The sequence below is a fragment of the Domibacillus sp. 8LH genome, assembly GCF_038806185.1.
In the GTDB taxonomy this organism is placed as follows: domain Bacteria; phylum Bacillota; class Bacilli; order Bacillales; family Domibacillaceae; genus Domibacillus; species Domibacillus indicus_A.
Window position 1 is genome coordinate 1 of record NZ_JAVJNG010000019.1, and the last position, 11,489, is coordinate 11,489.

At 39.1% G+C, this 11,489-nt stretch carries 16 protein-coding genes; 6 read left to right on the forward strand and 10 right to left on the reverse strand.

Annotation, left to right across the window (positions count from 1 at the left end; translation table 11 throughout):
* Together RG959_RS25200 and RG959_RS17625 are read left to right on the forward strand one after the other, a co-directional pair.
* A partial coding sequence (locus RG959_RS25200) for an IS3 family transposase (RefSeq protein WP_369335188.1) occupies positions 1 to 98 on the forward strand: 98 nt, incomplete at its 5' end.
* Between the two features lie 419 nt (positions 99 to 517).
* Positions 518 to 934: a DUF1284 domain-containing protein gene (locus tag RG959_RS17625; RefSeq protein WP_342798235.1), complete on the forward strand. Its 417-nt coding sequence runs from the start codon at positions 518 to 520 to the stop codon at positions 932 to 934.
* A gap of 307 nt (positions 935 to 1,241) precedes the next feature.
* Here RG959_RS17625 and RG959_RS17630 read toward each other — a convergent pair whose 3' ends face one another.
* Genes RG959_RS17630 through RG959_RS17640 form a run of 3 tightly spaced genes read right to left on the reverse strand, consistent with a single transcriptional unit; the run spans position 1,242 to position 2,676 of the window.
* Entirely contained in the window at positions 1,242 to 1,946 is a 705-nt protein-coding gene (locus RG959_RS17630) for a DUF4386 domain-containing protein (protein WP_342798236.1), read from the reverse strand.
* Between the two features lie 57 nt (positions 1,947 to 2,003).
* Positions 2,004 to 2,228 (reverse strand): helix-turn-helix transcriptional regulator, encoded by a 225-nt coding sequence (locus tag RG959_RS17635; RefSeq protein ID WP_251272133.1) that lies wholly within the window; start codon positions 2,226 to 2,228, stop codon positions 2,004 to 2,006.
* A 1-nt stretch (position 2,229) separates the two neighbouring features.
* On the reverse strand, positions 2,230 to 2,676 hold the full coding sequence (locus RG959_RS17640) for a hypothetical protein (protein ID WP_342798237.1): 447 nt from the start codon (positions 2,674 to 2,676) through the stop codon (positions 2,230 to 2,232).
* 625 nt (positions 2,677 to 3,301) lie between these two features.
* On the opposite strand from RG959_RS17640, the gene RG959_RS17645 reads away from it, so the two are divergent.
* Positions 3,302 to 3,862, forward strand: a complete 561-nt coding sequence (locus RG959_RS17645) for a hypothetical protein (RefSeq protein ID WP_342798238.1) — start codon at positions 3,302 to 3,304, stop codon at positions 3,860 to 3,862.
* A gap of 75 nt (positions 3,863 to 3,937) precedes the next feature.
* Here the strand turns inward: RG959_RS17645 and RG959_RS17650 are convergent, their stop codons facing one another.
* The gene (locus RG959_RS17650; protein WP_342798239.1) at positions 3,938 to 4,360 is read right to left on the reverse strand and encodes a hypothetical protein; all 423 of its coding nucleotides are present in this window, start codon (positions 4,358 to 4,360) and stop codon (positions 3,938 to 3,940) included.
* A gap of 98 nt (positions 4,361 to 4,458) precedes the next feature.
* On the opposite strand from RG959_RS17650, the gene RG959_RS17655 reads away from it, so the two are divergent.
* A complete protein-coding gene (locus tag RG959_RS17655) occupies positions 4,459 to 4,722 on the forward strand; it encodes a hypothetical protein (protein WP_342798240.1) in 264 nt (87 codons plus the stop codon).
* 109 nt (positions 4,723 to 4,831) lie between these two features.
* Here the strand turns inward: RG959_RS17655 and RG959_RS17660 are convergent, their stop codons facing one another.
* The 4 genes from RG959_RS17660 to RG959_RS17675 form a co-directional block, all read right to left on the reverse strand.
* The gene (locus RG959_RS17660; protein WP_342798241.1) at positions 4,832 to 5,053 is read right to left on the reverse strand and encodes a hypothetical protein; all 222 of its coding nucleotides are present in this window, start codon (positions 5,051 to 5,053) and stop codon (positions 4,832 to 4,834) included.
* Positions 5,050 to 5,226, reverse strand: a complete 177-nt coding sequence (locus RG959_RS17665) for a hypothetical protein (RefSeq protein WP_342798242.1) — start codon at positions 5,224 to 5,226, stop codon at positions 5,050 to 5,052. Before RG959_RS17665 ends, RG959_RS17660 begins: the two co-directional genes overlap by 4 nt.
* Entirely contained in the window at positions 5,213 to 5,977 is a 765-nt protein-coding gene (locus tag RG959_RS17670) for a DnaB helicase C-terminal domain-containing protein (RefSeq protein WP_342798243.1), read from the reverse strand. The genes RG959_RS17665 and RG959_RS17670 overlap by 14 nt, the downstream gene beginning before the upstream one ends.
* A 599-nt stretch (positions 5,978 to 6,576) precedes the next feature.
* Positions 6,577 to 7,047 carry a hypothetical protein gene (locus RG959_RS17675; RefSeq protein WP_342798244.1) on the reverse strand — a complete coding sequence of 157 codons (471 nt, stop codon included), beginning with the start codon at positions 7,045 to 7,047 and terminating at the stop codon, positions 6,577 to 6,579.
* A gap of 520 nt (positions 7,048 to 7,567) precedes the next feature.
* Here RG959_RS17675 and RG959_RS17680 point away from each other — a divergent pair.
* Entirely contained in the window at positions 7,568 to 8,596 is a 1,029-nt protein-coding gene (locus tag RG959_RS17680) for a tyrosine-type recombinase/integrase (protein ID WP_342798306.1), read from the forward strand.
* A gap of 207 nt (positions 8,597 to 8,803) precedes the next feature.
* Here the strand turns inward: RG959_RS17680 and RG959_RS17685 are convergent, their stop codons facing one another.
* Positions 8,804 to 9,484 carry a PspA/IM30 family protein gene (locus RG959_RS17685; protein ID WP_342798245.1) on the reverse strand — a complete coding sequence of 227 codons (681 nt, stop codon included), beginning with the start codon at positions 9,482 to 9,484 and terminating at the stop codon, positions 8,804 to 8,806.
* Between the two features lies 1 nt (position 9,485).
* The gene (locus tag RG959_RS17690) at positions 9,486 to 9,899 is read right to left on the reverse strand and encodes a hypothetical protein (RefSeq protein WP_342798246.1); all 414 of its coding nucleotides are present in this window, start codon (positions 9,897 to 9,899) and stop codon (positions 9,486 to 9,488) included.
* Positions 9,900 to 10,561: 662 nt separating this feature from the next.
* On the opposite strand from RG959_RS17690, the gene RG959_RS17695 reads away from it, so the two are divergent.
* Positions 10,562 to 10,663 (forward strand): YjcZ family sporulation protein, encoded by a 102-nt coding sequence (locus tag RG959_RS17695; protein WP_342798247.1) that lies wholly within the window; start codon positions 10,562 to 10,564, stop codon positions 10,661 to 10,663.
* Positions 10,664 to 11,489: the final 826 nt, after the last annotated feature.

Sequence of the window (11,489 nt, forward strand, 5' to 3'; positions counted from 1 at the left end):
ATTATGTTAACTGGTTTAACAAGCGGCGGATTCACGGAACACTAGGCTATGTAAGCCCGATTGAATACAAACGATCGTCCCTTAAAAAAGCTGTCTGATTTAGTGTTGACAATCCACCTGTTCTATTCGTTCAACAAGAAAATCAATAATATTTTTAACAGGCTTTTCTTTTAAGGCAGTTATCAAAAAGCCTTTTAGTCAACAATTTCGGGCGACCCCTATCTAGCTGAGATTAGTGCTGCTTATCTGTCTAAGTGAACTGTTAAACAACAATTTGAGTTATTATGCTTTTAATGGTTAGTCCCAGCTAAACCACCAAATTGATATTTTCTAAATGTAAAAGGGGACCCATTTTTTGCTCTTTTCTTTATTCCCTTTTTAACTAAAGCTTCCATTAATAAAATAAAAAATCCCGAACCAAACAGATGTGATATGGTATTCTGAATAATGTATGTTAACAAATAATATATTTGGGTTGACTATTAACTTTAATTGAACTTATAAATGAGGGAGAACTATGTATAAGCTGCGAGGTCATCACCTTTTTTGTCTTCTGGGCTATCGAGGAATCGGCTATTCCGAAGAATACGTGGAAAATATGACACGTTTGCACCAAACGTTAAGAGATTACCCTAATACGCTCATTCATCTTGTAAATGGCCCTGATCAGTTGTGTGAAAAATACCCCAATTCAGGTGTATACCATTGCCAGGACAACAGTATTTATGAAAGGGATGCCGCTATTTTGGAGAAAATGGGGCTTAAAATCGGACAAATATTAAGATGGAAGGATATTGAGTCGTGTATCCGAAAGTTTGTGATCCCCTCTGATGTTCAGGTTATATGTGAAACCTGTGCCTGGCGGTCATATGGAGTTTGTGAAGAAGGTATTCAAGAGATTCATGAAGGGAAAAGGTTAAGAAAAATTCAATAATCCCCCTCTTCCCTTTTATTAATCCTTCCATTTTGAGAGCAACTTCTTCTGTGCAATCATGGTGAACCAGCATTTCTTTACCGTTAAGACTATTTACTAGAGAAAAACGTAAGCAGCACCTGGTAAGAGATATCACTCAAATAAGGAAGGAGATTTATCACTGAAGGCTGCACCCTTTCTTCTGAGCTATGCATTCAATATTTAGCATTAAAAAAGACCAGGCTCCATTCCTTGATATAGAAGGAATAGTGCCTGGTTTTTCTGTTGGTTTAAGTAATCCGTCTTATTTAAATGTATGCATACCCACCTACTTCTTTTTTGCGGACATGGCGGCAATTGCAGACTCATTGAATCCTTTAGCGATCAGCCAGACGGCTAAAATCATTTCATTAGCTGCTACCGGCAGTGCCAAAACAGCACCCCAAACCGAAACTTGTTCAATAACACCGAACATAACTAACAGGGCACAAAGGAAAACAAGGGCTGCCCCCGTCATTCCTAAGATGGGTATGAATCTCGGTACCAGCTTGGATTTATAAAAGATATAACTGTACATCACGGTATTGATACCGAGCATAAAATTGGGGCCAAGCAGGAATGTCCAGTCATGTATTGCTTTTAATACGGTGCCCGAAGTTTGAAAAGATGCGGTATCCGGAGCTCCTGCCGCTATAAATTCCCGGCTTAAGGTCAACAGCGACAGCATACTGATGACACCAACAGTAATGACAACCGCTTCAAGAAACCGGAAGCAGACATGCCAAAGAGCGATCGTTTCATTATACCTTCTTAAAATTGGAAACATGGTGGTTGCCGTACCAACCGCTGAAACGACAAGAATTAATTCCATCAACGCCCCCATTATCACCTGGTCGGCTTGTTCAGCACCTTTAGTCAGGTAATCAGGACTATTTAGGATAGGATCATATAAAATAACACCAATTATCGCCGTAACAGCGGCAAGTATTAACAGTACACCGACAATTTTTGCTGCTTTTTTGTTTGAATTCATTTCTATCTCCTTCTTTCCACAAATTCACAAACGGTAAAGCAGAAACAATCATCTGTCTTACAGCTTCGAGTTGTCCCCATAAAAGAATACTTCTTCCAGCGGTAAGTTAAAGGCGCGAGCAATGCGAAAAGCCAGTTCCAAAGATGGGGAGTAATTTCCCTTCTCAAGAGCTACGATAGTCTGTCTTGTTACGCCTGCCTTGTCAGCCAGTTGCTGCTGGGTCATTTCATTATGATTGAATCGTAATTTTCGAATGTGATTGCCGACAAGATGTTTGCCCATATTAAATTCCTTTCCGATAATGATAAAGTTTCGTAATGGAGCCGGTCACATCGGAAAGAAATCCTGAAGCGATCAGGATCATAAACATCGCCTGTGACGGCTGATAAATGACCAGTGATCCCATTGCAAAAAGAAAGCCGAGGATAAATACAAAAAAAGAGTTTCGGTGTGCTTTCAATTCGATAAACTTATCCAGTTCATCCGCAAATGCTGGTTCCTTTTCTCTGGTCGTTATTCTAAAGATAATGTTAAAAATAATGCTGATTATGATGTGTGCGACTATGGAAACCAAAGTTAAAACAAGGACGAAGGACCCCCAATAGCGAAATGTTTCGGTCGACTGAAGCCCTCCCTCGGGATGCTGCGGGTACATATATAAACAAAAAGATCCGAAAATGAGAATAACACTGATCAACGATACAACGCTTTTCTTTTCTTGATAAGTCATGACTTCCCCCCTTGTACGTCCGCTTTTACATGATGTAAAGTATGTTTTACACGATGTAATATAGACTATGCACAAAGTCAATTAAAGATGACCCCTAATCAATATGATAAGACTTTTTTTCTTTGAAAACGCAAAAAAGCCGATCTCCATCTTAGAACATAAGCACAATACGATACATTAATTTAAAAAATCCCTGATTCCTTTAATAACAAGGTTTCAGGGTTTTTTTTGTGTCATTTGATGACGAATGAGGAATGCCGATAATTCCCCCAGCTCCTCCAAAACTCCCCCAATCTCCAAAACGTTTTCTTCTATCATACATAGCTATGGCGTGGCGCAAAGCCTACAGTCAGAGAACGGACGATTAAAGTTTAATGATGGTTCTTACTGTATAAAAGATATTGTAACGATCGGGTTTGCTGATTGATTTGCCGTGAATGAAAAACAGTTTTTATAAATATTAATATAAGCCCCTTACGTTCTCCTCTCCTTCTTATTATAATAAATGGAAAATAAGGAATTATATTGGTAATAAGGTTAAAATTATTCATTATAATGTTTGCGGCTATTGCATTATTTTTAACTACATACCATTCAGCAGAAGCAGCAAATCCGATCAAGCCGGGTGACCTATACACTTAAGGATGCAAATGGTGTAGCATACAAGGTCTATTTTGCTGGCGTAAGAGAGAAGAAGGGATATGCATCTTATGATAAGTGGCCTTATGTCTGGGCAGGAGCCAACGAGGGGGATCTTGTTTACAAAGGAAACTACACTCTTTACACCCACAAAGTGGGCACAAGCCATATCAAAAAGTCACGTTTCTATTTTAAGGATTACGAATTGAATTCCACTCGCAAGATGGTTCATGTTTACCCATCTCAATACAAGGGGCAGCCAGATATTTTAGCCGTTGCCGAGACAGATAATTCGAATTTAGAAATTGTGCAATGGTACTACATGAAAGATGGCGTACTACCAAAAATGATTGATGTAGGTTATACTAAACGCGCGAAGCATATTGCTATAAATAAATTTCAAATAGCAGGATACGACAATAGCATTGGTAGTTGGCATTTTAGTGATTTAGCCTTTAACCCTAAGAAAAATGAATATAGTCCGATTAATGTAAAACCAAAAAACCCAAGCCAGGTAATCAAAAACTGGCCAAAACACTGGCAATAAAAAAGACCCGTCTACTCGTCAGGAGCAGGCGGGTTAATTTATTACATTTTTATAAAATTTCTTCAAAGGTCACCTTTACTCTTTATTTTGGAGTTTTTCCGCTAGCTTGTAGAAATCGAGGCAATGCTTTAAAAATTCTTCATTGATCTCTTTGTATAATTTTGTTGATTCATCTAATACGTTATTTAAACGATCATAAATATAATATCTGTTCGCACCTATTCCGTAGCGTTTATATATAATCTCGTACTTCTTGCCATTATAAACGCCGTTAAAATACGCATAGTTACCTATTTCCTTTGAGAAAACAAAAGACAAATTTACTCTACCTCCCCCCTTAATACCTAAATGTATGCTGAACTGAAACGAAAAGAAGAAAAAGAAGCGCCCCTCTTTATCTAGATGAACAGGCGCTGGAAAAAATGCAACGGATTGCGATGGAGTCTTATCAGGAGCAGAGGATGATTGAGCTGGAAGTGAGCACGTTCGGGCTTCCAAAATAAAGGAGCTGCTTTGAGTTTTTGCTTCACCCTTGTAATAATTTGATCCTCTAAACAATAGGATTAGGTTATTATAACGACTTGGAGGTGCATCAAATGCTTAATGAAAAATTCGAATTAGAAGCTCTGTATGATGTAAGAGAAAAACTACATGAAATTCAGGAATGGTCTGTTGCTCAAACAAACGATAATCAAGAGCTTTACGATATAATTGATGGGCTGTGCCGAGTTGCAAACATGTATAATGATGTTGTAATTCAAGCTGTCAGGGATAAAGAGATTTTTACAGCAAACCCACAAGACTACATTGAGAGCAAGCTGGGAGCGTCTTACGGCACCTATAAATATAGAGAAAACTAAGCAAGGAGCCCTTTTACTAAGGGCTTTTGTTCTTTAATCCATCCAAATACTATTTATTAGTTTTTTTCGATATCTTAATGAATTTTGCACAATGTTAGTTATGTTTTACTCAGTGCCAGATTCCTTTTGCGGTAAATTGCTTTTGCTCTCCATTAGAAAACCGTACATCAATAGCGGCTTGCTGCGGGTTAGCTTTCACTTCAACGACGTTTCCAAGTCCGTACTGCTCGCGTTCTTTGTCTGTTAAAGACGATAAGTGCTTTTGATGTACTCGAATGAATAGCCTGCGCTCAGCGTCTGTTAAATGCTCATAACCTTGAATTGGTATCATGCTGTTTTCCCACCTTGTTGATCTAAATACCTGCTGGACATATGAACAGCGTCGATGATAGAAGCTGGCTCTGTTTCTTCCCTAGCGGCCAAAACCATTTGTACCGGAGTCATTATATGTCCTGTTCTCTTATGGTGCTCTTTCAACATTTCATACACTTCATGCCGGCTCATGGTTCCAGCTCCTTTCGAGGTCTACAAATCTTGAGTATGCCTTGATAAATGCCGCTTCGACCGTCCCGATTGCACCGTTCCGCTGTTTGGCAAAAATAATTTCCACAACGTTTTTCGCTTCGGATTCCTTATTGTAATACTCATTCCGGTACAGGAAAGTGATGACGTCTGCATCCTGCTCAATGGAGCCAGAATCCCTCAAGTCGGACATCATTGGACGCTTGTCCTGCCGTTGTTCCACTGCCCTGCTTAACTGGCTGAGCAGCATAACCGGTACATCAAACTGACGCGCCATTTGCTTGAGCTCCCGGGTAATATGGCCAATGGCTAGATCATGACGTTCAAACTTTCCAATAGGCGTGATCAGCTGCAGGTAGTCAATGATGACGATATGCTTTTTGTCTGGATGCTCCCGCTTTGTCTTGCCGACAGCTGCGCGAATATCCGCAACCGTCTGGCGGGAATTATCGTGAATATTGGCATTCCATTTGTTAAAAGTGTTCATAGCGTGCTGTGCCTTATTTTTGTCCTGATCAGTAAACATATTGAATGAGTTGCGCCATTTGGAGCCCTCAATGTTCACAGTACTGGACAGAAATCGCTTGATCAGTTGCTTTTTCGGCATCTCCAGCGAGAATATACCCGCGACGCCGCCTTTCTCACAGCACGCTTGTACTAGGCTGAGTGAGTACGCTGTTTTTCCCATTGATGGCCGGCCGGCAATGATAGATTTGCTTGGGAGATTATCCACGATCTAAGTTATAAGTAAAAGAAAAAAGAGTACTGACTAAAAAGCTTGCAAAGATCGCATTTACGCATAAAAAGATTTAGTCCTAAAATCAAATCCCGAAAAGCAAACTGGGTTGCCATTTCTTTTTATCCTGCAGGATCTGAACGGTGTGAAAAAAGGCCATCTAGCTTACGATGAGAAATGTTAGCGTAACAAAGGTAGTTGGCCTGATGAAAAAAGTTAAAATTCATTCTGATTCAACCTCTCTCTTTTTGGGACAGACTTTTGCTTTCCCCGTCATTTTCACATTTACACCTTTTCTCTATCCTATATTTAGTATACACTTACAGAAACATACGTTCCCACAACTTTATTTTTAGAAAAGTGGCACCCCTTACGATACAGCTATTTAATGTCAAGTATTCTTTTGCGGAAGAGCACCTTGCTCTGTGGGAGATTCAAATGATGGGTGTTATGTATAGCAAGTCCTCTTCTCTTTTATGATGAAGAGTTTACTTTAAACTTCAACGGAAATTTCAAAAGCAAAAAAGACCTTATAGTACTTTTGATAAAAGTATCTTTGCAAGGTCCTTTTTGGCGGCTGCATGCATATCCTTGGCTTAATGGTCGTCTCCCTGCTCAAGCCGGCCGTCTTGCTGTCCCGCTAATTCCATTTCATGAAAAAGCGAGAGTTCAGAAAGGTCAGTATGATCGTCAGGGCCGACTTTGTTGGTCAGATAGCTTTCATAGCGCGCGTCCATCATGCCGATAAACACTTCTGGTTTGTCTAAAACAGTCTGGCCGGTTAATTCATAAGCAGGCAGCGCAGTTTGAACAAAACGCATTTTTTCGTGATGGGTAAAGTTGTCCCAATCCGTCACGGAAAACGAGTGAAGGGTTTCTTTGCTGATGGCCTGTTCACTAAAAAAACCGGGTTCCTCCCCACCTGTATTTTCAGAAGCGACAAGGGTTTTTCCAAACAGGCTGGAATAAGATCCTTCTTCCAATATAGCGGATAAGCTTAACCCTGCACCAACACCTACTAGTACCATAAAAACCGGCGCAAGTAGTAACATAAGTACGTATTTCATAAGAGGCACCTCCTTTTTTACGTAGTGTGCTAGGTGTCCCAATGTAAATAGATGCCGGGGATTTTTGCTTTGTTGTTTTCTCGTAAAACAAAGGCGTCGTTCCCCGTAACTCCTATCTTTTCTACAAAAGCGGGAGTTTATTCAAAAAACGTGAAAAATATTCCATTTTCGACAGTCCCGTTAACAGGGGAAACCTTTAACAGAACCAGAGATAAAAAACATGCTATGTGAAAAATAAGATCAGTAAAATTAAAATTTCAACTACCCCCTCTCTTTTATGAGATGGGGTATCTTTTAATCTCAAAGAGAACATATACTCCCATCGGTACAAATCCAAGTATAATACACCCATTGAACATGGCTTGTTTAACGAAACTGTACCTGATTCTCTGTTGAACAGTTACAAGTACATTTCTACGATTAGATAAGACAGGAAGCGATTCTTATGGAAAGTTTTGAAAAGCACGGCAAGACTTGGCGCTACCAGATTCACCTTCAACGTAATGGTCAGAAATAGCGGATATCAAAAAGTGGATTTAAGACAAGGAAAGAAGCGCAGATAGCAGCAATGGAAGTGGAGCAGAAACTAGACAAAGGGATTACTGTTTTTACGGAAGACCCGTTATTAACGGATTATTTAAGAAACTGGTTTGAAGTTTATAAAGTCAGTGATATAACCAAGGTTACAGAAAGCCGATATAGGACCTTCCTTTCTTCTATTGAAAAGATGCTGCCTTACATGACCGTTAAACAACTGAACAAACAAACACACCAAAAGTTTTTGAATAATTATGCCCAGACTCACGCCAAGGATACAGTGCGTAAGATGAATAATTTTATTCGAAATGCCATGCAAGAGGCCGTTTTGGAAGGGATTATTTATATGGACCCAACTCAAAAAGCGGTAATTAAAGCAGGCAAACCAAATAAGTCGAAAGACGAAAAATTTTTAAATATGAATGAACTTAAGCTGCTGATCCGTACTATTAAAGAAAAAAACAAGCTGTCTGTGTCTGATATATTTATTTTGGTGATGGCTGCGACAGGTACCCGATTTTCCGAATACGCAGGATTAACATGGAATTGCGTGGACTTTACTAATGCGAGGATTAATATTAAAAAAGCATGGCATTACAAGAATAATGTAAAGGCACTTGGCCCTTTAAAGGTTCGGGGTACCGAACGTGTTCTACCAGTAGATGCTGATACAATAAAATTATTGAAGGAGTATAAGCTTCAAGCTGCCCCGAATATTCAGCAACTGCTCTTTTATCGAATGAAGTACGGGGTGGTTACAATCGAAATGCTTAACAAGGCGTTAAAAAAATATTGCGATAATCTTGGAATTCAGCCGATTACTTCTCACGGATTAAGACACACACATGCATCTGTCCTGCTATACAAAAAAATTCCGATTCACTATGTTTCAAAAAGATTGGGACATTCTAATATCGATACAACATTAAAGAATTACATTCGTATTATCAAAGAGCTTGAAAATGAAGCTGATATGGAAACACTTCAAGTTTTAGCTGATTTACAGAGGTAATTGAAAGCAACTCCCCCATTTCTCCCCCACTTTTGTTTGTGAATGCTTATGTAGTAAGGGTTTAATGGGGGAAAATGACTCCATCTGAGGGAATCGACTTTCATTCATAGCTGGAACATCTTTTTTAACGTCAGGTGTTAGATTCAAGCATCCAAGATAAAAAAGATATAAGGAATTATGGAAATAAGGATTTTTCATCTTAAAAGATTACTGGGCAGCTTCTATTGACTTGACCTCTTTTTTCACTACTTGCAGTACTTGTTCCAATTCATATTCTAAACTGGGGTCAATATATCCTTTGATAGGCGCGTGTAAACCTCCAGTAAACTGTCTACTCGCTTGTGCTTCAGCTTCCATCATTAAGATACGGTCTTCTACGCGGGACATTCCATTAGTGATCGTTTCAGAATGGAAGGTAACATTCGTTTTTTGAATCCGTTTGATCGACTGAGCTGTATTGGCTCTCGAAATGAGCATTAATCTTTTTTGTTGAAATTCATGATAGGTTCTTTTTAGTTCATTCAATTCTTCATAAAGTGTCTCGGTTTGGCCCTGAAGAATATTCAACTGCTCAGTATAAAGAGTGAGCTGCTGCTGGTGAATCAGTTTTTCCTGCAAGGCCAATTTTGCGATAAAGTCCTCTCCTTGTTGCACAGCTAATCTTGCCTGCCTGTCCCTTTTTGCAACCAGGCTTTCTGTTTCACCGATTAATGCTTTTTGTTTATTTTCGAGGTAAATTTGCTGTGCTAATGCTTGTTCCCCTTTTTTGAGCTCCCCTTCCATTTCTCCCATATACTCGTTTAACATCGCAATAGGATTTTCCAGGCTATTGAGCACGCCGTTTATTCCAGCACTGCCCATCGTTTTTAATCTCTTAAAAATCCCCATATTACTCATTCTCCTTCTCAAGTTTTTGTTCTTTCTCCCAGCTGTCTAAAATGTCAGCATTACTCTGATTTATCGGAGGGCTTATTTTTGAAGCAGGGACATTCGTGACAAATTGCTGAAACGCATCAGCTTTGTCTTTTTTCTTGTACCACCTATAGGCGAATATCGCGCCAGTCCCAGCTGCAGTAAGGATGAGCATCATTCCAAGCCAGGAAAAGTCACCGCCATGATGCGGTCCATGCATGTCTGTACGGAATGCTGGCCCTCCTCCATGGCCTCTCCCCATTTGATGGGCATATCCATATCGCTCATGACCTTCAGACCTTTCGAAGAGATTTAGAAAAAAGTTGATTCCAGCAAGCCCTGAAACGCTTACAGCTCCCCACAAAAGCACTTGCTTTATTTTTTCATTCACTTGTTTATCTCCCCTTTCTATTGCGTGATGAATTGATTATAGGTGTGAAAAGTGAAAATTCAGTGAAAATAGATGAATCATCAACAAAATTAAGATATATTGCCACTTTTTAGTACGAGTAACTTTTAGCCTCATCAAGCCCTATACAGAATTCCTTTCTGAATCTGTCTACGTCTGCCTCAGAGGAGAAGAAGGTTCCGAATCTATAAAAGGAAGAGTCCAGAATATAAAATCCATTCTCCTTTTAAGTTACGTTCCCAAACAAAAAAGCTCCATTTTTGTATTAATAGGGCTTTCATACAATCGTTATTCGTACTCACACAGAGTTGGATTTATGAAACTGGGAAGCGTTTCACATATATTTTGATAAGTGAAGAATTGTGGGTTATTGAGAGCGCTGCAACATTAGTCCTGTCATAGCCGATTCAAAAAAGACTTGTATAGGATTCTACCTTCATTCACCATTAATTACATAATTTCCCTTTGCCGGTTTCACTGATGAGAAAAACAATCTACTACTCTACTTTACAAAAAAGATTAACAATGGAGACAAATGTTTAATCCAATATGCTTCTTTACTCATATCCTAATAATATAAATCGATTACAGACATTGATTTATAGAACTGCTTCACTACCTTTCTGTAAAGGAGGTGAAATGGTATGGGTGGTTATGGTTACAACGGCGGCTTTGCGTTGATTGTAGTTCTGTTCATTCTTTTAATCATCATTGGTGCTACATTCAAAGGCGGCTACGGCTATTGATTTAAATGGCTGAGCGACATTTCAAAGATTCTTCCGGGGTTCTCAACTGCTTAGAAATGGCGCTCTGGTCAAGCTGCTATTACTGTTTCGGTGTCACTTCTACATCTTCCCGTCGCCAACATGAAATACATTTCCTGCTAGCTAATGATGATTATTTGGGTGAACATGGTTTATATTTCACCGTAGCGGGTAAATGATTAAAGACATGGTCTTTCATTGACCACTTGCCCTAGTTTCTTATACCGCGGAGTCCCCCGCGGCTTTTTTTATGCTTTTCTTTATACTTTCGCAAGTACATCCGCTGTTCTCTCAATTAAAGCCATCCAGCATCCGACGATTTACTCAATAATATTAATCTTCCTATATTCGATTTAGCTATTAGCAGCTAAAAAAAAGCGGGCTTCATCCCTTAATGCCCAAGGAATGAAGCCTGCTTTTTAGTTTATTTACGAATGCAACATAACATCTGTTATGCTACATTTGTATTTTTGAAATACCAAGTACCATTCCATTTAACATATCTTTAATCTTTAACAGGCTTATTTGTGTTTAAAATATTTATTTTTAGTTGTTTTTCCTATGGAGAGACCAAATATCAGGCAGAAACTCACTGTACTGAATAGAGTAATGAGAATAACGTTACAATTATTGTTAAGGATATGACAATCCTGTTATTAAAACCAACAAACGTGTTATCCTTCAGCGGAATATGAAATGGATGTAAATCCAAGGTCACTTCTTTTTGTTATCTTTGTCTTTCCCGTCTTTGTCTTTCTTGTCTTTGTCTTTCCCGTCTTTGTCTTTCTTGTCTTTGTCTTTCTTGTCT

Coding starts and splice junctions, on each gene's coding strand:
- RG959_RS17695 (WP_342798247.1), top strand. CDS start 10,562: ATGGGTGGTTATGGTTACAACGGCGGCTTTGCGTTGATTGTAGTTCTG.
- RG959_RS17635 (WP_251272133.1), bottom strand. CDS start 2,228: ATGGGCAAACATCTTGTCGGCAATCACATTCGAAAATTACGATTCAAT.
- RG959_RS17625 (WP_342798235.1), top strand. CDS start 518: ATGTATAAGCTGCGAGGTCATCACCTTTTTTGTCTTCTGGGCTATCGA.
- RG959_RS17665 (WP_342798242.1), bottom strand. CDS start 5,226: ATGAGCCGGCATGAAGTGTATGAAATGTTGAAAGAGCACCATAAGAGA.
- RG959_RS17630 (WP_342798236.1), bottom strand. CDS start 1,946: ATGAATTCAAACAAAAAAGCAGCAAAAATTGTCGGTGTACTGTTAATA.
- RG959_RS17640 (WP_342798237.1), bottom strand. CDS start 2,676: ATGACTTATCAAGAAAAGAAAAGCGTTGTATCGTTGATCAGTGTTATT.
- RG959_RS17675 (WP_342798244.1), bottom strand. CDS start 7,047: ATGAAATACGTACTTATGTTACTACTTGCGCCGGTTTTTATGGTACTA.
- RG959_RS17685 (WP_342798245.1), bottom strand. CDS start 9,484: ATGGGGATTTTTAAGAGATTAAAAACGATGGGCAGTGCTGGAATAAAC.
- RG959_RS17655 (WP_342798240.1), top strand. CDS start 4,459: ATGCTTAATGAAAAATTCGAATTAGAAGCTCTGTATGATGTAAGAGAA.
- RG959_RS17660 (WP_342798241.1), bottom strand. CDS start 5,053: ATGATACCAATTCAAGGTTATGAGCATTTAACAGACGCTGAGCGCAGG.